Here is an 18,775-nt window from a genome sequence, read left to right on the forward strand (position 1 = left end):
ATGTTTATTTTGCGTTTATTTCTTAATACATTGATAACTCACATCTTACTGCTTCGGTGTTTTTGGGTTTTCTAAGATTTTTCTACTTACTAAACTCTTCTTCTCTTGTTTTTGCTCGGTTTTGCTGGGATTTCGGGTTCTTGTTTCTCGCAGATTTGGCTGATTCAGCAGATTTAGAACTCCCTAACCCTGATAAAAGAGGAAATCCTTAGCCTTTTTCCTTTAAAAAAGGTAAGATTGGAGCGGATAGCAGGAAAGTGCTCCCAAAAAAACTTCTCTTATGTATTAATAATAGAATATTACTCCTATATATAGGATACAAAAAAAAGCGACTACTATATATAGTAGCCGCTTAAATATTTTTCGCATCCTGATTACTTACTACCAGGATAACAAGAAGGATCTAAATAATTTTTCTTTCCTGAAGGAGTACAGACTGGAATAGAATCAAACGGATAAGGCTTACCTGTACTCGGGTCTTTAATTTCAACTTTCGTTGCGATATAATCCCCATCATCATCGACATCCAAGAAGTCAGGGATTCCATCTTTATCTGTATCATCTATATTAACAAGTGGAGGCACTGGATAATTAAATGCATTTCTAAAATCATACATATAACCATCATTATCATGATCTTCTTTCCAATCAGGAATACCATCCCCATCATGATCTAATCTTTTAATCCCATACAATTTAAAACTAAAAACCAATGGAGCATATGAAGGAATCACATCTTTACCCGTAGCATAATAAGCTAACCTAGAAGGTAAAAACATTACTCCAGCCCCAAAATTCTCATATCTCACCGAACCATCATTATTTAACGAAGACGTCCCTTCTTTGAATTGAGGAAAAATCTCACCCCATCCCGCTATTATTCCTGTACCATATAATTCAAAAAAGTCTTGAGGAAATTTCTCACCTGGAAAATCAGTTGACTTAACAAAAGTACCAACACCCCCTTCATTAGCGACTCTCTCCAAGTATTTACCCGTGTAAGATGTAAAAACAGCATCTGTATTTGCTGGAGAATCACCCACACCTTTTCTTAAAACTAAAAAGTAAGTTTTATGAAGAACACCACTAAGACTAACTTCTCTATATTTAAGCTCATAAGTCTTCTGTTCCCAAATAGATTTTTGAACACCACCTGGAGGAATCGCAGTAATAGTAACATCCTGATCATCTGGAAAACCCGCATGATCTACAACTGTAATATAATTAGCTTTTAAATAATCTTCAATATCAGCAAGTTCAGTAGCATATTGGACTGCATAATCTCTTAAAGGCACAACTTCACTATTATTATCACTTTTAGAACAAGAAAACAAAGAGAGTGACACAACTGTTAATATAAAATAATATTTAATTTTGTTCATTATTATTGATTTTTTAGGTGCGCAAGATACAATATTGATTTATTTTTGTAAACAATTTAACTCCGATTTTTGAAAATTTATGAGAATAGATAAATACCTATGGTGCGTGCGTTATTATAAGACTCGAAATCTGGTCACCGAGGCATGTAAAAAGAACCATGTCACAGTAAATGGACAAGTAGCGAAACCTTCAAAGGAGGTTTTTCCGACTGACAAAATTACATTTCGAAAAGATCAAATTACTCAAATTATAACTGTACTAGACATCCCTGAAAATAGGGTTGGCGCAAAACTTGTTGACATATACAGAAAGAACGAAACTCCTGCAGAAGCATATGCTCATTTGGAATTACTAAAACTATCCAAAGAACATTACCGAAAAAACGGAACAGGAAGACCAACCAAAAAGGATCGTAGGGATATTGATGAATTTGGAAACGACATCACTAACGACGAAGACGAAACTGAATAACACCTTAACCAGACACACTTAATTTTATTATTTTTAAAAAAAAACTACAATGAGCAAAAACATCATCTTAACGAATCAAGAAATCGAACATAAAATTAAACGGATTGCCTACCAAATATATGAAACTTTTGTAGAGGATGATGAAATTGTAATTGCTGGCATCGCATCTAACGGCTTTATATTCGCTAAGAAACTAGCAATAGCACTAGAATCTATTTCTTCTATTAAAGTATCTCTTTGCGAAGTACAGATAAACAAACAAAAACCCGAATCCCCTATAAACACATCTCTAACTAAAGAGCAATACGCCAACAAAGGATTAGTTCTTGTAGATGACGTATTAAACTCAGGAACCACATTAATATATGCTGTTCGTCATTTCCTAGATGTTCCACTAAAAAAATTCAAAACTGCCGTACTAGTTGACAGAAATCACAAGAAATACCCTGTAAAAGCTGACTTTAAAGGAATATCTCTTTCAACATCTTTATTAGAACACGTACAAGTTGTATTTGACGACAACAATAACAATTATGCCTTCTTAAGCTAAAAGCTCAAGAATATCAGAAATCGTTTCATCTATAGTCTTCTCATCTACACTCACCTTATACTTGGCTTGATTGTAATAAAAACTTCTTTCAAAAAGATGTGTAGCTATAAACTCTCTCATCTCCTCCTCATTTTTATCAGCAATAAGTGGGCGTTTACTCTTATTATGAAGTAAACGTCCATATAATGTATCGATAGACGCTTTTAAATAAATAGAAATCACCCCTTCTTTATTCAATAATTCATGATTATTAGCATAACATGGAGTCCCTCCTCCTAAGCCTATAATAATTTCTTCGGGAGATTGGAGCAATTCTACGAATGTTTCATGCTCTAATTTCCTAAAATAAATCTCTCCATGCTTATCAAAAATCTCATTTATGGCTAAATTAACCTTATTTTCGATGCATTTGTCTAAATCCAAAAAAGGAATTTCTGTGATTTTCGATAATTTCTGAGCAATTGTTGACTTACCGCAACCCATATACCCTAACAATACAATTTTTTTCATACTAATAAAACCTTATAAACTAAGCCATTGGAATTTTTTCCAAAAAAAAGACAAATTTATAATAAAAATGCTTGGAAACTTCGAAAATAACTCCTTATATTTGCACCCGCATTCAAGGAAAGAATATGACTCGATAGCTCAGTTGGTAGAGCACATCACTTTTAATGATGGGGTCCTGGGTTCGAGCCCCAGTCGGGTCACAAGATTCATGATCAAATATAAAACTTTCCTTGATAGCAAGACTCGATAGCTCAGTTGGTAGAGCACATCACTTTTAATGATGGGGTCCTGGGTTCGAGCCCCAGTCGGGTCACAGAAGGTTGAGTAAACTCTTACTTGGCCTTTTTTTTTTGGCCACGTGGAGAAACGGTAGACTTGCCATCTTGAGGGGGTGGTGCTCGAAAGGGCGTGTGGGTTCAAATCCCACCGTGGTCACAAAATTTGTGATCAAATATAATAATTTATTGAAATAATGACTCGATAGCTCAGTTGGTAGAGCACATCACTTTTAATGATGGGGTCCTGGGTTCGAGCCCCAGTCGGGTCACAAATTTTTATACATACATACTACTATTGCATTGATAGTAATGACTCGATAGCTCAGTTGGTAGAGCACATCACTTTTAATGATGGGGTCCTGGGTTCGAGCCCCAGTCGGGTCACAAATTTTGTGATTAAACAGAATATAGCAATGTCAATAACGACTCGATAGCTCAGTTGGTAGAGCACATCACTTTTAATGATGGGGTCCTGGGTTCGAGCCCCAGTCGGGTCACAAAGGGTCAAGTAATTTTTACTTGACCCTTTTTTAGCTTTATAGAAATCTTAAAGAGATAAATCTCAATCAAAAATCAAAATTAGCTAAAAACAAAAAAAAGAGAGAATACCAAATAATACTTTCTTTTTTCCCATAATAAACAACCCAAAATCACGTTAAACAATCTAAACCTACTAATTATTTTTCATGAAACAATCATTACTTATTTTATTATTTTTAGCAACTAGCATATGCTGGAGCCAATCTGGATCTGATTATTTTGACCAAGCCATAAGAAAAGCCGAAAACGGAAATACAAAAGGCGCAATAGCTGATTATAATAAAGCTATTAAACTAAAAGCAAACTTTACTGAAGCATATCAGAACAGAGGTGTTGCCAAACTAAAACTAAACGACACCAAGGGAGCTCTTTCCGACTTTAACAAAACTATTGAATTAGACCCTATGAATGCAGATGCTTTTACTGGAAGAGCTAATGTAAATTACAAATTAAAAGACTTTCAAGCAGCCATTAAAGACTGCACTTCTTCGATTGCTTTAAATCCTAAAGACTACATAGCCTATAACTTAAGAGGCACTTGTTACACCCAAATCCAAGACAAGAAAAATGCCTGTAAAGATTTTACCAAAGCAATAGAATTAGGTAGCAGAAGCGCTAGCAAAAACAAAGCTACTTTCTGCAAATAAAAAATCACTAAGAAGCACCCAACTTTTCTTTTCACAAAGCAAGAGTTGGGTGTTTTTTTTTGTATCCTAACTTATCCTTATATTTGATAGGATATTCGGCGGTCAATTTAATTTAGTTCAAACTTATTCGATATAAAAAATATGTCAATATTAAAAAAGATAAATACTAAAGCCGAAACCGATAAGAACTCAGGTTTTGGAACTAACTCTAACAATTACGGAGGCCGTTTTGTAAATAAGGATGGTTCTCCAAATATTGAAAAACGAGGAATGCATTTACTACGTCGTATTAGCTGGTACCACACTATGATCGATATGCCCACATGGAAGTTTATGCTTATTTTATTTTCCTTTTATATCGCTATCAATTTTATTTTTGCGATTGCCTATTATGCAATTGGCATTGAACACCTAGACGGAATTGTTACATCTCAAAGCGGATGGTCTAAATTCGGACAAGCTTATTTTTTTAGCGCACAAACCTTCACAACCGTAGGCTACGGACATATCAGCCCTACAGGATTCCTAACAAGCTCTCTATCTGCAGCTGAAGCATTAATAGGATTATTGAGCTTTGCTATTGCAACGGGACTATTTTTTGGTAGATTTAGCAGACCAACTGCATTTCTTAAATTCTCTCATAATGCTTTAATTAGCCCTTACGGAGATCACAAAGCTTTGATGATTCGCCTTGTTCCTTTTAAAAATACAAACTTTACTGATGCAGAAGCAAAAATCACTTTAGGAATAACCGTTGAAGAAAACACCATAAAGACTAATAAATTTTATTCTCTAGAATTAGAATTAAAACAAATAAATGCCCTTACACTAAGCTGGACATTAGTCCATCCTATAACAGAAAAAAGCCCTTTATATAAATTCACAAAAGATGACTTCTCCTCTATTCATGGAGAAATATTGGTATTCATTAAAACATTTGATGACACGTATAGCAATACTGTAGCAGCAAGAACTTCTTACACCTTCAAAGAGGTTATATACGGAGCTAAATTTATCCCAATGTACAATCGAAATAGAGATAACACCAAAACTATATTACATTTAGACAAACTCAACTCTCATCAGGCTGTTAATCTTGAATAGACTAAAAATGATAAATTTCTAATTTTAAGCATATTTATAGAAATTAAACTAAATTTGTTTATTAAATATCAATTAATGATAAACAATATAAAAAGTGTTTTTAGCATAAAAGACCTTGAAAACCTTTCTGGAATTAAGGCACACACCATTCGCATTTGGGAAAAGAGATACAACATTCTTGAACCTATGCGTACTGACACCAATATTCGCCTGTATAATTTAGCCAGTTTACAAAAACTACTAAACATTACATTACTACATGAATATGGTTATAAGATCTCAAAAATAGCAACCTATCCACAAGACAAGATTCCACAATTAGTTAGAGAAATCATTTCTAATAAGAATGCAAAAAATCATGCAATCAGTTCATTCAAAATGGCAATGATGAATTTTGATCAAGAATCATTTTTCAATACTTTTAATTGGCTGACTACTGAGAAATCTTTTAAGGAAATCTTTCAACAAGTATTCATCCCTTTATTAAATGAGTTGGGCTTATTATGGCAATCCGATACTATAACTCCTGCTCATGAACATTTTATATCTAACTTGATAAAACAAAAGCTACATATAAATACCGAGAAACTTCAAGTTCAAAAGCCAACAAAAAATGATAGAATATACGTTCTTTCATTACCAATGAATGAAATTCATGAACTAGGATTAATGTATATACAATACGAGATACTTCTTCAAGGCTATAAAACAATTTACTTAGGTGAAAGCATGCCTATAGAAAATCTAAAAGAACTTAACAATCATTTCAACAACATCACTTTTGTTTCCTACCTCACAACCCAACCAGATCGCACAATAGTCAATCAATATGTAAAAAATATGAGTTCTGAGTTACTAAATAAATCCAACGAGATATGGTTGATTGGCAAAGTGGTTGAGCACATTGAGTCAGAAAACCTAGACCAAAGAGTACACATTTTTAACTCTATAGAAAAATTAGTGATGCAGATATAATTATTTTGTTTAATTATTTTGTATTTTTGTTAAACAAATGAAGAAAACAATCTCAATTATTGGTTCCGGTTTTTCGTCTTTAGCCGCCTCATGCTATCTAGCTAAGCAAGGTTATGACGTAACTATTTATGAAAAAAATGCATCTATAGGTGGTAGAGCTAGACAACTAAAAAGTAATGGTTTTACTTTTGACATGGGTCCAAGCTGGTATTGGATGCCCGATGTATTTGAAAATTTCTTTAGTGATTTTGATAAAAAAACAAGTGACTATTATCAATTAATAAAGCTCAATCCAGCATATCGTATATATTTTGGAGTTAATGAATTTATGACTATCACTGATAATTTAAACGAAATTGCAGCAACTTTTGAATCTATAGAGAAAGGGAGTGGTAAAAAATTAGTTGATTACATATCGAAAGCTAAAAGCAACTATGACATTGCCATAAAAAAATTAGTGTATCGTCCAGGTGTTTCTGCTTTAGAATTGATCACTCTTGAAACTACACAAAAATTAAGTCAGTTTTTTGGAACAGTAAGTAAAGACATTCGCAAGAAATTTAAAGACCAAAGGCTGATTCAAATTCTTGAATTTCCAGTTTTATTTCTTGGTGCTAAACCATCTAAGACTCCTTCTTTCTACAATTTCATGAACTATGCTGATTTCGGATTAGGAACCTGGCATCCTAAAACGGGGATGTATGATGTTGTACGCGGTATCGAAAGTCTAGCCAAAGGACTTGGAGTTACTATTCAAACCAATTCTAACATTGATAAAATCATAGTCAAAAATAATATCGCAACTGGATTAATTATTAATGATGAAATTATTACTGCAGATATAATATTAAGTGGTGCCGATTACCAACATACTGAAACTTTATTAGACAAAGAACATCGAGCCTATTCGGACTCTTATTGGGAAAGCCGTGTTTTTGCTCCTTCTTCTCTTCTGTTTTATATTGGATTTGATAAAAAAATTCAAAACATTTCGCATCATGCTTTATTCTTCGATGTAGATTTCAACCAACATGCCATGGATATTTATGACGAACCTAAGTGGCCTGAAGCTCCTTTATTCTATGCTAACTTCCCATCAGTGACAGATACAACAGCTGCTCCTGAAGGAATGGAAAGTGGTTTTTTTCTAGTTCCACTAGCACCTGGAATAGAAGACACTGAAGCACTTCGTGAAGAATATTTTGAGAAAATAATTACTCGTTTTGAAACTATCACTCAACAATCTATTAAAAATAATATTATATTTAAGAAGTCTTTTTGCAAAAATGACTTTATTGAAGATTACAATGCTTATAAAGGAAATGCATACGGAATGGCAAATACCCTATTACAAACTGCATTTTTAAGACCTAAACTAAAAAGTAAGAAAGTAAAAAATTTATACTTTACTGGGCAATTAACTGTTCCAGGACCTGGCGTACCTCCTGCTTTGATATCGGGAAAACTAGTATCCGAATTAATAAACAAATCCTTTTCATCATAAAAATATGAAACAGTTATTTGATAATGTCTCGTTTAAATGTAGCAAACTGGTAACCCAAAGCTACAGTACTTCTTTTTCTTTAGCCGTATATATGTTAGCTCCGAGTATAAGAGATGCAATTTACAGTATTTATGGCTTTGTACGTTTTGCTGATGAAATTGTAGATTCTTTTCATGGATTTGATAAAAAGTTTCTAATCGATGATTTCGAAAAAGAATACTATAAAGCAATAGCAACTGACATAAGTCTTAATCCTATTTTAAATTCTTTTCAACAAACTGTAAAAAAGTATAATATTACTGATGATTTAATTCAGTCTTTTTTAAAAAGTATGCGACAAGATTTAATCAAAACGGACTATAATAAAGAAGAAATTGAAGATTATATTTATGGTTCTGCAGATGTTGTAGGCTTAATGTGTCTTAAAGTTTTTGTTTCTGGTAGCGATTCAAAATATGAAACATTAAAAATGGAAGCAATGAGATTGGGCACCGCTTTCCAAAAAGTTAATTTTTTAAGAGACTTAAAAGATGATAATCTAATTTTAAACAGAAACTATTTTCCAGGAATCGATTTAAACTCATTTGACGAAAATTCAAAAAATAAAATCATAGAAGAAATTGAAGAAGATTTTAGAATAGCCTATCAGGGAATTGTAAAACTTCCTGTTGAAGCTAAGTTTGGAGTATATACTGCTTATATCTATTACAAAAAGCTTTTAAAGAAACTAGAAAACACTCCTTACCACGAGATAGGCAATGAAAGAATTCGAGTTTCTAATTACTCTAAAGCTGGATTACTAGCCAAGTCTTTTGTTTCATATAAACTAAGAATGGTATAACTTCTAACAAAAAAACACAACAATGGTTTCCTTTTTAATTTTTATAGGTGTATTTCTCTTCATGGAATGTGTCACTTGGTGTACTCACAAATTTGTTATGCATGGTTTTATGTGGTATTTTCATTCTGATCATCATCAACCTAAATACACAAATGTATTTGAACGAAATGATATTTTCTTTGTAATTTTTGCAATCCCGAGTATTTTACTATTCTATTTTGGAACCATAGACGGTATCAATTACTTATTTTTTATCGGTCTGGGATTAACTTTTTATGGATTTTGCTACTTTATGGTACATGATGTATTGATTCATCAACGCTTTAAATGGTTTAAAAACACCAAAAACAAATACCTCATTGGATTAAGAAAAGCGCATAAAGCACATCATAAACACTTAGGCAAGGAACATGGTGAATGTTTTGGAATGCTATTCGTTCCATTTAAATACTACAAAATCTAATCATGAATCATGAAAGTATATAAAAAAGAATCTGTTCAGCATATCAATGCGAGTCTAGAAGAATGCTGGTCTTTTTTTTCTAATCCTAAAAACCTACAGATAATTACTCCTAAGTCAATGGGATTTGAAGTTACCGATTATGATGACAAATTAATGTATGCTGGACAAATCATTCAATATAAAATCACTCCGCTTTTAGGGATTAAATTAAACTGGATGACTGAAATTACTGTAGTAAAGGAAAACAGTTATTTCATAGACGAACAACGTTTTGGCCCCTATACTTTATGGCATCACAAACATTTTTTTGAAGCTACAGCTAATGGAACTCAAATGACAGATATTGTACATTATGCTCTTCCGCTAGGTTTTATCGGACGCATCATGAATGCTCTTGTTGTGAGAAATGAACTGAAAACAATATTCGAATATCGCCACAAAAAGGTTGAAGAAATTTTTAATACTAAATAATGAACAAACAAAAAGTTAGTCTATTCTGGTTTCGACGCGATTTGCGTTTAGATGATAATCGCGGATTGTTTCATGCCCTTGAATCTGATTTTCCAGTTATTCCTTTGTTTATTTTTGATGAGGCAATTCTTGAGAGCTTGCCTAAAGACGATTCAAGAGTGAGTTTTATTTACGATTCTCTAGAAAAAATTAATACTGAATTGAATACTATTGGAAGCTCACTTTTAATTAAAAAAGGAGAAACTAATAATATCTGGCAATCTCTCATCGAAGAATTCGATATTCAGGAAGTTTTTCTCAATAAAGATTATGAGCCTTATGCTATAAAAAGAGATTTAACAATCTCTGATTTATTAAAAAAAAATAACACTTCGGTACATTTATATAAAGATCATGTGATATTTGAGGAAAAAGAAATCACAAAATCTGATGGCTTACCTTATACTATATATACTCCTTATAAAAATAAATGGTTAGAAAAATATAAAATTTTAGGTCAAGCCGAAGAATATAATACTGCAAGTCTTTTTTCTAATTTTTATAAAAGTCAATTTGTATTCCCAACAATAAACCAAATTGGGTTTGAAAAAAGTACGATTAAAGTACTTCCTCATAATCTAAAAAACATTTCGAATTATCAAGAAACAAGAGATTTTCCTGCGTTAGATTCAACCTCTTATCTTTCACCTCATTTACGTTTTGGCACTGTTAGTATTCGAAAATTAGTAAACTGGGCTGCTCATACAAATCAGGTTTTCTTGAGTGAATTAATATGGAGGGAGTTTTTTATTCAAATTTTATTTAGTTTTCCGAATGTCGTTAACCATAATTTTAAATCCGCATATGATGGTATTCAATGGTTAAATAACGAAAACGACTTTAAACGCTGGTGTACTGGAACTACTGGATATCCTATGGTCGATGCTGGAATGCGCCAACTTAATGAAACGGGATATATGCACAATCGGGTTCGAATGGTTGTTGCCAGTTTTTTATGCAAGCACTTATTAATTAGCTGGCAATGGGGCGAAGCTTACTTTGCCGAAAAATTACTTGATTATGAATTGGCCTCTAATGTTGGTAATTGGCAATGGGCTGCTGGAACGGGTTGTGATGCTGCTCCGTATTTTAGAGTTTTTAACCCAGAAATTCAACTTAAGAAGTTTGATGAGAAAGGAATTTATATCCGAAAATGGATTCCTGAATTTGATTTGGGATATAATGAACCTATGATTGAACATGCTTTTGCTAGAGATCGTGCTATTTCAACTTATAAAAAAGGAATTCTGAGATAATTTTTTAAGCTAAAATCTAAATTTTAAAAGCCTCTGCCAGAGTTTAAACTTTGGCAGAGGCTTTATTTTTTCGTTGTTTCTAGCCCAGATGGAAACGGCATGCTCTTGTGTTGGTGTTCAACACAAGAGATATAGTGTCCCGATAGCTATCGGGAAGCCTAATTAATATATCTGATAATTATTTACTTCAATCTTGGCTTTTAAATCGAACATTAAATTATATAATCCGAAGAATGTTCTATTCATATATATAAAATGTTTTGAACCACGATTTCCGTTCATCTTTTTAAGGTTTGTGTCTTTTGAGAATCGTTCTCCCAACTTGGCTATATTATCAAAAAATTCTTCATCAGAAAAATCGAATGTATCTGATTGGAATGGTTTTGTGAATAACGATAATAAATCATGGAACATTCCTGTGAAATATTCAATTTCTTCTTTGGTATCATCTGTTCTTAGAATTTCTAATTCGAATAATTTCTCATTAAAAAGCTTCTCGTCAGTTATCACTTCTTTATTGATTAACTCAAAATAAGGTACATAAAAGTCATTTGGAATTTGTTTCATACATCCAAAATCTAAAGCTACCAACTGGTTTTTATCATTTACCAGGAAATTACCAGGATGAGGATCAGCGTGAACTTTACGTAATATATGAATTTGATACATATAAAAATCCCAAAGTGCCTGTCCAATTGTATTTAATTCATCTTGGCTGTGGGGCTTTGCTGTATATTCTGAAAGATGAATCCCTGTCATCCAATCCATAGTAATAATTTTCTCTGAAGAAAAGTCTGGATAATAGTTAGGAAAAACTAGATTTTCTATCTTTTTACAAGCTTCGACTACTTCTTGGCTTTGCTTTAATTCTAATAAATAGTTAGTTTCTTCTATCAACTTATCTTCTACTTCTTTAAAGTATTTATCAGAATCTTTACCCTGCAGATTAAACATTCGTATTGCCATGGGCTTTACCAAAGCCAAATCGGAAGAAATACTATTGGCAACTCCTGGATATTGAATTTTTACGGCTAGTTTCTTTCCATCTTTTACAGCTAAATGCACCTGACCGATACTTGCTGCATTTACAGAATTGGGATTAAATTCATCAAAAATTTCGTAAGGCGTTTTACCAAAATTAGTTTTAAACGTTTTTAATACTAATGGTGCAGATAATGGCGGAACTGAAAATTGCGATAAAGAAAATTTTTCTACATAGGCTTGTGGTAAGAAATTCTTGTCCATGCTTAACATCTGTGCTACTTTTAGTGCACTTCCTTTTAGGCTTTTGAGCCCGTCATAAATATCTTCGGCATTATTTTCATTTAATTTATCGCGGGTTATTTCTGGGTTTACAATTTTTTCTCCGTAGTACTTTAAATAATTCACTCCAATTTTTGCTCCTGTTTGAACAAGTTTGCTCGCCCTTTCTATCTTGGAAGTTGGGATATAGTCGATGGTTTTCATTGTTTGCTATATATTTTTTCTTTAAAAATAAATTTGCCAAAATCCAGTAAATGATTCATTGGCGCTACATTCATCAATTCAAAAGATACATTTACAGATTTCTCAATAAAAAGATCCGTTTTTTCAAAAGCTGGAGATGCATCATCTACCCAAAATTTAAGCGTAAGCAAAAGTTGCATCCACGCAGTTTCCTGAATTGCTTTTTCCTGAAAATTTTGAAGCTTCTCTTGCTGAACTCGATAATCATCGGTTATAATTGAACTGATATATTTTTTGAAACTATCGCGAAGTGTAGTTAATTTTACTAAGTTTTTTATTGGGTTGGAATTGCTTTTCAAAGCTTGAACAACATAACTACGATTTGCAGTTAGCAATTCGAAAAAAGTAAAATAAAAACTGAGCATTTTATTCTTCATATCATACTCTTGGTACTCTGGGTTTTTATCTAGTAATTCAAGTGTGTTCTCGAAAAACAGATTAAAAATTTCTTTTTCTAATCCTTCAAATGTTCCAAAAAAAGTATAAAATTCAGCCTCTTCGAAATCATTTGCTTTGGCAAAATGAAAAACCGATTTAGGATTTTGTCCATGTTCCAAAACGTAATTCATATATAAAGAAACAATTTTATCTTTTGTCAATATCTCTTTTTTAGTTCCCATAGCACTTACTTTTTTTAATTGAGTATAAAGATAAGCAACGTTTAATTATATTTACGTAATGTTAAACAAAACAAGGTGTTAAATATATTATAAACTATTATGAGTAAAAATATTTTATTAACTGGTGGCTCTGGTTTTATAGGTAAAAAACTTACTACGTTATTAATTAACCACGGATATTCTGTCTCTATACTAAGTCGCAACGAAAGGAAACCTAGCAAAAATATCACCTATTATAAATGGGATATAGAAAACAATTATATAGATGAAACATCGGTTTTAAAAGCAGATTATATTATTCATCTCGCTGGTGAAGGTATTGCTACAAAAAAATGGTCTCGTAAAAGAAAAAAAGAAATTATCGATAGTAGAGAAAAACCTATTGAACTCATTTATTCAGTTTTAAATAAGAATAATAAATCCTTAGATGCTTTTATATCTGCATCGGCAGTTGGAATTTATGGAGCATTTACGAGTGAGAACATTTGCAATGAAGAAACACCTGCTGCAAATGATTTTCTTGGAGAAACTTGCCAAAAATGGGAAACTGCCACCGAATCAATTAAATCATTAGGAATTCGTACTGTTATAATACGAACTGGTTTAGTATTAGGTAAGGGTGATGGTTTTTTGAAAAAATTAACTCCGCTATTCAAATATAGTTTTGGCTCAATTATAGGAACTGGTAAACAATATATGCCTTGGATTCATATTGATGACTTATGTAGCATTTATCTCCTTGCAATTACAAATACTAATATGAATGGTCCTTTTAATGCTGCTGTTACTGATAACACTACTAATGCTGTTTTCTCTAAAGCTCTAGCAAAAGTATATAATCATTCTTTATGGTTACCTAAAGTTCCTTCTTTTGTAATTAAATTGATAATGGGCGAAATGAGTAATATTGTATTAACGGGACAACGAGTTTCTTCTCAAAAAATAGAAAATGCAGGTTTTAAATTCAAATATTCAAATTTAGAACCTGCACTTATAAGTTGCATCAAATAATTATTTCATAACCCCCATCACACTTGTATTCACCCTTTTTGACACTTTACTTTCTATCATAGATGGAATCTTAATATTAAAATCCTCGGTATTAAGCGGGAAATCTGAAGTGATTTCTATGCCCTCAGGCACTTTTTTAAGGATTGCATTTACTTCTATATCTTTTGTTTTACCATGAATTTGAAGTTTCCCTTTAATGGTATATTGTTTTGGTATTTCACTAATATCTTTCATGTCGAATTTTCCAATTTTGCCTTTAAATATGGCTTTCGGATACCGATCACTTTCGATATAATTTTCATTAAAATGAGTTTCCATTAAATCCATTTTAAACCGAAAATCTTTCATAACAGCCACACAAACAAAACTACTTGTTTCTGGCTCCATAACCATAGTTACCGTTTTATTGACTGCATTTACCTCTTCAAAAAAAGGTACAGAAGCTTCAAAATTAATAACACCTATTGAAGTTCTTATTCTATCTTGTGCTGTAATAAAATTAGCGGTAAGTAATAAAATTAAAAAAGTACTTTTTTTCATAATCTTCAGCAATTAAAATTAAACACATTGCATGACATTTTTTGAAAAAAGCCTATTGACAAAAGTAAACCAACAACAGACATAAATCAAAAATAGAACTATTCTGAAAAGAGATTAAGTCATTAACGATAGTTAAATGCTCTTTCTTAAAGTTACGAATTTTAATCTACTTTGGTTCTTAAAACAAAGCTAAAACTTACACAAAAATCTATTTTAATTTAGCTCTAATAAAACATTGTATTTGCTTAAACTTGCCAATGTTTCAATAGAACTATAATTATATTCCTCGGCATGATTTTCGACTTCTTTTTTGACCTCTATATGTTTCAGAGCTTTACAAAAACGTCTTACTTCTTCAAGATTTGATAAAATAAGTCCTGGAACAAGAACACTCTTTCCATCTTTATCTTTGGCAACCATTGTAAAGTAAGAAGAATTACAATGTTTTATAGCTCCTGTTTGAATATTTTCAGCTTCAACACGAATACCCACAATCATCGAGCTTTTACCTACATAATTAACTGAGGCCTTCATAGTTACTAATTCTCCTACCTCAATAGGCTTTAAGAAATTGACTGTATCTACCGAAGCTGTTACGCAATAATTACCAGAGAACTTAGATGCACAAGCAAAAGCAATCTGATCTAACAATGATAATATGTAACCTCCATGTATTTTTCCACTAAAATTAGTATGTGATGGAAGCATCAATTCTGAAATGCTTATTCTTGAGCAGGCTACTGTTTTAAAATTTGTATTTGTATCCATATTCTATATTATTTTACATTAAATGGAGAGTCTTCCTTTTCTACTGCTATTACAAAATAGCGCGTGTCTCCCCACCAAGGAAATGTTTTATATTTTTCTATATAATTTAATCGCACATAACTGCCTTGAAGCACTTTTAAGTCTTCTATCACTTTTTTATCACTATCTAAAACGGAGAAAGAGAATATTTGTGCTCCCGAAATTCCCTGACTCAATTCTCCCTCCCATGTCTTCATTACAACTCCTTTATGGCTCAGTCTTATTAATTCGCCCGAACGTATTCCTGTACTATAAGGTACATAATAAATAAAAGCAAAATACCCAATTAAAGCAAGCGCTACAATACCAATGACAATTCCCAGAATTCGTTTCATCCCAATATTAATTTAGTTTTCGCTGTTATTTGCTCTTGTTAAGATATTCTCAGGAAGGGATTTTTTCGCCTTTGCTCCCATTTTCTTTAACTTTTCTACGCTTGTAATTAAATTTCCTCGTCCTTCGACTAGTTTACTCATCGCGTTTTCATATTCGGTTTTTGAATCATTTATTTTATTTCCAATTTTAATTAAATCGGCTATAAACCCTTCAAATTTATCATATAACGCTCCGGCTTGTCTAGCTATCTCAAAAGCATTTTCTTGTTGTTTCTGATTTGCCCACATACTGTCAATAGTTCGTAAAGTCGCTAATAATGTAGTTGGTGTGACAATTACAATATTTTTTTCAAATGCTCTATTATATAAGGTAGCTTCTTCATTTAATGCGATTGCAAAAGCGGGTTCTATTGGTATAAAAAGTAATACAAAATCGGGACTTTCTATTTGATACAAATCATGGTAGTTTTTATTTCCAAGTTGCTCAACATGACGTTTTATAGAATTTACATGCTCCTTTAAATAAGCTGCTTTTAAACTATCACTCTCTTCGTTAATCCATTTTTCATATGCTGTCAAAGAAACTTTAGAATCTACAATCATTTTTTTACCATCTGGTAAATGAATTACGACATCTGGCAGAACACGAAGACCAGCCTCATTAGTAAAACTTTGTTGTACTTCGTACTCTCTTCCTTTCTCTAAACCAGATTTTTCGAGAACTCGTTCCAAAACTAATTCCCCCCAATTCCCTTGCATTTTACTATCTCCTTTTAAGGCTTTGGTCAAATTAAGTGTCTCTTTACTCATTTGAGCATTCATCTCACTTAATCCAATTATTTGCTGACGTAAAGCCGCATGATAATCAATACTTTCTTTATGCGTATCTTCTACTTTCTTTTCAAATCCTAATATTTTATCTTGCAAAGGCAACAAGATATTTTTCATATTTTCATTATTCTGTGCAGTGAATTTTGTCGATTTTTCTTCGAGTATTTTATTTGCAAGATTTTCAAACTCTTTGGTGAATTTTTCCTGAAGTTGTTCTACTTCATTTTTTTGTTCTTTATGGCGTTCCCATAAATTTTCAAAATCGACTTCTTTTTTCGAAAGCTGAATTGCAAGACTATCTTTTTCAGTTCGAATAATTTCTTTATCAGAATTTGATGCTTGAAGTAATTTCTCGAAATTATTTTTTTCTGACTGAAAATGCTCTCTTTGCTGTTGAAACTGATTCGTTAGCGCAATTAATTTTTCGTTTAAACTTACCTTCTCTGATTGAAATCGTGCAGAAAAAATAAGTTTACCTATAAAAACCCCAATAATTAAAGCAATAATAAAAACTAATAGGAAAGAAAATAGATTCAACATAAGGAGATTTTTTAAAGAGTAAAAGTACGTAATAATAGCTAGTTTCAAAGAAGAGATTATTTTTTTGAGTTTAAGAATACTCCCTTTCTACAACCTTCTTAAACGCAAATATTTTTTTTCAAAAAAAAATTTTTCTTGACGCAACCTTTTTGACTTTACATCATCTTATAAGGTATAATCTTTTAAAACATTAAAAAATGAAGAAAATTATTTTTGTCCTATTTGTTGCCTTTGGAATCAGTTCTTGCTCAATGAACTCAGACAATGATTATCAAAGCTGTGGTGATTTTAGTAATGTTGCTTTTTCTGGTTTTCCTTTAGAATGCAACTATACCATAAAAGACATGCCGGCTACTCCTATGGCTGTAGCAATAAAAACGCAAGAAAAAATGGATTCTTTTTTTACCAAAAACACGAACCCTTGCCCTAAAGCAGTAAATCCTAATATCGATTTTACCAAAAATTACTTAATTGGTGTTTTTTCTGGCCCAAAGCCAACTGGTGGTTATGAAATAAAAATTAGTTCTATTGTAGAGAACTCTTGTGAAATAATAGTACAATTCTATGAAAAAGAACCACTTAACAATGATCCAGTTACTACTCCTGCAACAAACCCTTACGATTTTGTTTTAATTCCAAAAACAGACAAACCTATTTACTTAAACAAAGTAAGTGAAAATAAAAACTTTGTAGTTTTAGGAAGTTACAGCAGTCAATGTAATGGAGCTGATTGCCAATTATTTTATAATATCAACAATTTAAATGTTGTTCAATATTTAAACGTAGTTGTTGGTCAATATGATTTTAGTAAATACAACTATCAATCATTAACCAAAAAAGGAGACTATTCTGACTTTTTAAAACTAATTCCTACAGAAATTTTGAACTTAGATGGTGGAAATAAGACGTATGGAAATCCAGATTCTGACAATCAAGGAGGAATCTATTTTGAATTAAACCAAGGAAACAAAGTAACTAAAGTACTAATAGACAACAACAACACATCGGATCAAAGCCCTGAAATAATTACATTCAAAAAAGCAATCAAAGATAAAATTGCAGTTTTAAGAAACTAACTTAACTTTGTAGGTTAAATAATTAACACAAATTTATTAATTTCTTAAAATGAAAAAAACAATCTTAGCTCTTCTAGTTATTATTTCTGTTTCAACTTATTCTGCAAATGTAATTTTCAAGTCTAATAAAATGACTAAACTTCATGGAAGTTGGACTTGGCAAAAATCTACAGGTAGTCAAAACAGTAGCTACACCTCAACTCCAAAGAGTATTGGAAGCACTAAAAAACTAGTTTTTACACCTGAGGGAAAAGTAATTACATATAAAAACAATGTCGAAATAAGAAATAGCAAATATCTTATTACTAAAGGAATTAGCGTATTTGATAATCTAGAGCATGACTTAATCACATTTGAAGGAATGACTTATGTAATCAATAAATTAGATTCTAAAAATCTAATTATTGCAAACAATTTCCCTAACGGATACATTTCTACTTATAAAAGGTAGAATATCAATATCCAAACACCTATTGC

The 18,775-nt window shown here is 31.8% G+C and carries 21 protein-coding genes and 6 tRNA genes; 19 read left to right on the forward strand and 8 right to left on the reverse strand.

The window, feature by feature from the left end:
- Nucleotides 1-374: 374 nt before the first annotated feature.
- Nucleotides 375-1,382, reverse strand: a complete 1,008-nt coding sequence (locus LPB87_RS16930) for an FKBP-type peptidylprolyl isomerase (RefSeq protein ID WP_129539532.1) — start codon at nt 1,380-1,382, stop codon at nt 375-377.
- Between the two features lie 79 nt (nt 1,383-1,461).
- Here LPB87_RS16930 and LPB87_RS16935 point away from each other — a divergent pair, with 79 nt between their 5' ends.
- Both LPB87_RS16935 and LPB87_RS16940 read left to right on the forward strand, forming a co-directional pair.
- Nucleotides 1,462-1,854: an RNA-binding S4 domain-containing protein gene (locus LPB87_RS16935; protein ID WP_129539533.1), complete on the forward strand. Its 393-nt coding sequence runs from the start codon at nt 1,462-1,464 to the stop codon at nt 1,852-1,854.
- A 49-nt stretch (nt 1,855-1,903) separates the two neighbouring features.
- Nucleotides 1,904-2,404 carry a phosphoribosyltransferase family protein gene (locus LPB87_RS16940; RefSeq protein WP_129539534.1) on the forward strand — a complete coding sequence of 167 codons (501 nt, stop codon included), beginning with the start codon at nt 1,904-1,906 and terminating at the stop codon, nt 2,402-2,404.
- On the opposite strand, the gene LPB87_RS16945 is transcribed toward LPB87_RS16940, so the two are convergent.
- Nucleotides 2,396-2,914, reverse strand: coding sequence for a shikimate kinase (locus LPB87_RS16945; protein ID WP_230728648.1), 519 nt, complete (start codon nt 2,912-2,914; stop codon nt 2,396-2,398). The genes LPB87_RS16940 and LPB87_RS16945 overlap by 9 nt on opposite strands.
- A gap of 127 nt (nt 2,915-3,041) precedes the next feature.
- On the opposite strand from LPB87_RS16945, the gene LPB87_RS16950 reads away from it, so the two are divergent.
- The 14 genes from LPB87_RS16950 to LPB87_RS17015 all read left to right on the forward strand — a co-directional run bounded on the left by LPB87_RS16950 (nt 3,042) and on the right by LPB87_RS17015 (nt 11,032).
- A tRNA-Lys gene (locus LPB87_RS16950) sits at nt 3,042-3,114 on the forward strand.
- Nucleotides 3,115-3,154: 40 nt separating this feature from the next.
- Nucleotides 3,155-3,227, forward strand: a tRNA-Lys gene (locus LPB87_RS16955).
- 39 nt (nt 3,228-3,266) lie between these two features.
- Nucleotides 3,267-3,349, forward strand: a tRNA-Leu gene (locus LPB87_RS16960).
- Between the two features lie 39 nt (nt 3,350-3,388).
- A tRNA-Lys gene (locus LPB87_RS16965) sits at nt 3,389-3,461 on the forward strand.
- A gap of 42 nt (nt 3,462-3,503) precedes the next feature.
- Nucleotides 3,504-3,576 (forward strand) — tRNA-Lys (locus LPB87_RS16970).
- A gap of 40 nt (nt 3,577-3,616) precedes the next feature.
- Nucleotides 3,617-3,689, forward strand: a tRNA-Lys gene (locus LPB87_RS16975).
- 189 nt (nt 3,690-3,878) lie between these two features.
- Nucleotides 3,879-4,379, forward strand: a complete 501-nt coding sequence (locus LPB87_RS16980; RefSeq protein ID WP_129539536.1) for a tetratricopeptide repeat protein — start codon at nt 3,879-3,881, stop codon at nt 4,377-4,379.
- Between the two features lie 141 nt (nt 4,380-4,520).
- Nucleotides 4,521-5,483, forward strand: coding sequence for an ion channel (locus LPB87_RS16985; RefSeq protein WP_129539537.1), 963 nt, complete (start codon nt 4,521-4,523; stop codon nt 5,481-5,483).
- Between the two features lie 75 nt (nt 5,484-5,558).
- The gene (locus tag LPB87_RS16990) at nt 5,559-6,458 is read left to right on the forward strand and encodes a MerR family transcriptional regulator (RefSeq protein WP_129539538.1); all 900 of its coding nucleotides are present in this window, start codon (nt 5,559-5,561) and stop codon (nt 6,456-6,458) included.
- Between the two features lie 37 nt (nt 6,459-6,495).
- Nucleotides 6,496-7,962 (forward strand): phytoene desaturase family protein, encoded by a 1,467-nt coding sequence (gene crtI / locus LPB87_RS16995; protein WP_230728649.1) that lies wholly within the window; start codon nt 6,496-6,498, stop codon nt 7,960-7,962.
- A 4-nt stretch (nt 7,963-7,966) separates the two neighbouring features.
- A complete protein-coding gene (locus LPB87_RS17000; RefSeq protein ID WP_129539540.1) occupies nt 7,967-8,803 on the forward strand; it encodes a phytoene/squalene synthase family protein in 837 nt (278 codons plus the stop codon).
- Nucleotides 8,804-8,825: 22 nt separating this feature from the next.
- Entirely contained in the window at nt 8,826-9,266 is a 441-nt protein-coding gene (locus tag LPB87_RS17005) for a sterol desaturase family protein (protein ID WP_230728650.1), read from the forward strand.
- 9 nt (nt 9,267-9,275) lie between these two features.
- A complete protein-coding gene (locus LPB87_RS17010) occupies nt 9,276-9,737 on the forward strand; it encodes an SRPBCC family protein (protein WP_230728651.1) in 462 nt (153 codons plus the stop codon).
- Nucleotides 9,737-11,032: a deoxyribodipyrimidine photo-lyase gene (locus LPB87_RS17015; protein WP_230728652.1), complete on the forward strand. Its 1,296-nt coding sequence runs from the start codon at nt 9,737-9,739 to the stop codon at nt 11,030-11,032. Before LPB87_RS17010 ends, LPB87_RS17015 begins: the two co-directional genes overlap by 1 nt.
- Before the next feature lie 162 nt (nt 11,033-11,194).
- Here LPB87_RS17015 and LPB87_RS17020 read toward each other — a convergent pair whose 3' ends face one another.
- Nucleotides 11,195-12,499 carry an AarF/ABC1/UbiB kinase family protein gene (locus tag LPB87_RS17020; RefSeq protein WP_230728653.1) on the reverse strand — a complete coding sequence of 435 codons (1,305 nt, stop codon included), beginning with the start codon at nt 12,497-12,499 and terminating at the stop codon, nt 11,195-11,197.
- Nucleotides 12,496-13,158 carry a TetR family transcriptional regulator C-terminal domain-containing protein gene (locus LPB87_RS17025; protein WP_230728654.1) on the reverse strand — a complete coding sequence of 221 codons (663 nt, stop codon included), beginning with the start codon at nt 13,156-13,158 and terminating at the stop codon, nt 12,496-12,498. The genes LPB87_RS17020 and LPB87_RS17025 overlap by 4 nt, the downstream gene beginning before the upstream one ends.
- Before the next feature lie 99 nt (nt 13,159-13,257).
- On the opposite strand from LPB87_RS17025, the gene LPB87_RS17030 reads away from it, so the two are divergent.
- Nucleotides 13,258-14,169 carry a TIGR01777 family oxidoreductase gene (locus LPB87_RS17030; protein ID WP_230728655.1) on the forward strand — a complete coding sequence of 304 codons (912 nt, stop codon included), beginning with the start codon at nt 13,258-13,260 and terminating at the stop codon, nt 14,167-14,169.
- Here the strand turns inward: LPB87_RS17030 and LPB87_RS17035 are convergent, their stop codons facing one another.
- From LPB87_RS17035 to rmuC, 4 genes are all read right to left on the reverse strand, one after another.
- Nucleotides 14,170-14,709, reverse strand: a complete 540-nt coding sequence (locus tag LPB87_RS17035; protein ID WP_129539546.1) for a YceI family protein — start codon at nt 14,707-14,709, stop codon at nt 14,170-14,172.
- A gap of 213 nt (nt 14,710-14,922) precedes the next feature.
- Complete coding sequence (locus LPB87_RS17040; protein WP_230728656.1) at nt 14,923-15,477, reverse strand: acyl-CoA thioesterase; 555 nt, start codon at nt 15,475-15,477, stop codon at nt 14,923-14,925.
- Nucleotides 15,478-15,485: 8 nt separating this feature from the next.
- Nucleotides 15,486-15,851, reverse strand: a complete 366-nt coding sequence (locus LPB87_RS17045) for a 6-phosphogluconate dehydrogenase (protein ID WP_129539547.1) — start codon at nt 15,849-15,851, stop codon at nt 15,486-15,488.
- A 12-nt stretch (nt 15,852-15,863) separates the two neighbouring features.
- Nucleotides 15,864-17,222, reverse strand: coding sequence for a DNA recombination protein RmuC (gene rmuC / locus LPB87_RS17050; RefSeq protein WP_230728657.1), 1,359 nt, complete (start codon nt 17,220-17,222; stop codon nt 15,864-15,866).
- Between the two features lie 197 nt (nt 17,223-17,419).
- Here rmuC and LPB87_RS17055 point away from each other — a divergent pair, with 197 nt between their 5' ends.
- Together LPB87_RS17055 and LPB87_RS17060 are read left to right on the forward strand one after the other, a co-directional pair.
- Entirely contained in the window at nt 17,420-18,298 is an 879-nt protein-coding gene (locus LPB87_RS17055) for a protease complex subunit PrcB family protein (RefSeq protein ID WP_230728658.1), read from the forward strand.
- 49 nt (nt 18,299-18,347) lie between these two features.
- Nucleotides 18,348-18,749, forward strand: a complete 402-nt coding sequence (locus LPB87_RS17060; protein ID WP_230728659.1) for a hypothetical protein — start codon at nt 18,348-18,350, stop codon at nt 18,747-18,749.
- Nucleotides 18,750-18,775: the final 26 nt, after the last annotated feature.

The organism is Flavobacterium sp. EDS, assembly GCF_020991525.1.
GTDB lineage: Bacteria > Bacteroidota > Bacteroidia > Flavobacteriales > Flavobacteriaceae > Flavobacterium.

Bases quoted from the DNA above. Each gene is read 5' to 3' on its own strand.
- LPB87_RS17000 (WP_129539540.1), top strand. From the start codon at position 7,967: ATGAAACAGTTATTTGATAATGTCTCGTTTAAATGTAGCAAACTGGTA.
- LPB87_RS17045 (WP_129539547.1), bottom strand. From the start codon at position 15,851: ATGAAACGAATTCTGGGAATTGTCATTGGTATTGTAGCGCTTGCTTTA.
- LPB87_RS17010 (WP_230728651.1), top strand. From the start codon at position 9,276: ATGAAAGTATATAAAAAAGAATCTGTTCAGCATATCAATGCGAGTCTA.
- LPB87_RS16940 (WP_129539534.1), top strand. From the start codon at position 1,904: ATGAGCAAAAACATCATCTTAACGAATCAAGAAATCGAACATAAAATT.
- LPB87_RS16935 (WP_129539533.1), top strand. From the start codon at position 1,462: ATGAGAATAGATAAATACCTATGGTGCGTGCGTTATTATAAGACTCGA.
- LPB87_RS16930 (WP_129539532.1), bottom strand. From the start codon at position 1,382: ATGAACAAAATTAAATATTATTTTATATTAACAGTTGTGTCACTCTCT.
- LPB87_RS16990 (WP_129539538.1), top strand. From the start codon at position 5,559: ATGATAAACAATATAAAAAGTGTTTTTAGCATAAAAGACCTTGAAAAC.
- LPB87_RS16985 (WP_129539537.1), top strand. From the start codon at position 4,521: ATGTCAATATTAAAAAAGATAAATACTAAAGCCGAAACCGATAAGAAC.
- LPB87_RS17055 (WP_230728658.1), top strand. From the start codon at position 17,420: ATGAAGAAAATTATTTTTGTCCTATTTGTTGCCTTTGGAATCAGTTCT.
- LPB87_RS17015 (WP_230728652.1), top strand. From the start codon at position 9,737: ATGAACAAACAAAAAGTTAGTCTATTCTGGTTTCGACGCGATTTGCGT.
- LPB87_RS16945 (WP_230728648.1), bottom strand. From the start codon at position 2,914: ATGAAAAAAATTGTATTGTTAGGGTATATGGGTTGCGGTAAGTCAACA.
- LPB87_RS17035 (WP_129539546.1), bottom strand. From the start codon at position 14,709: ATGAAAAAAAGTACTTTTTTAATTTTATTACTTACCGCTAATTTTATT.
- LPB87_RS17030 (WP_230728655.1), top strand. From the start codon at position 13,258: ATGAGTAAAAATATTTTATTAACTGGTGGCTCTGGTTTTATAGGTAAA.
- crtI (WP_230728649.1), top strand. From the start codon at position 6,496: ATGAAGAAAACAATCTCAATTATTGGTTCCGGTTTTTCGTCTTTAGCC.
- LPB87_RS16980 (WP_129539536.1), top strand. From the start codon at position 3,879: ATGAAACAATCATTACTTATTTTATTATTTTTAGCAACTAGCATATGC.
- LPB87_RS17040 (WP_230728656.1), bottom strand. From the start codon at position 15,477: ATGGATACAAATACAAATTTTAAAACAGTAGCCTGCTCAAGAATAAGC.
- LPB87_RS17005 (WP_230728650.1), top strand. From the start codon at position 8,826: ATGGTTTCCTTTTTAATTTTTATAGGTGTATTTCTCTTCATGGAATGT.
- LPB87_RS17020 (WP_230728653.1), bottom strand. From the start codon at position 12,499: ATGAAAACCATCGACTATATCCCAACTTCCAAGATAGAAAGGGCGAGC.
- LPB87_RS17060 (WP_230728659.1), top strand. From the start codon at position 18,348: ATGAAAAAAACAATCTTAGCTCTTCTAGTTATTATTTCTGTTTCAACT.
- rmuC (WP_230728657.1), bottom strand. From the start codon at position 17,222: ATGTTGAATCTATTTTCTTTCCTATTAGTTTTTATTATTGCTTTAATT.
- LPB87_RS17025 (WP_230728654.1), bottom strand. From the start codon at position 13,158: ATGGGAACTAAAAAAGAGATATTGACAAAAGATAAAATTGTTTCTTTA.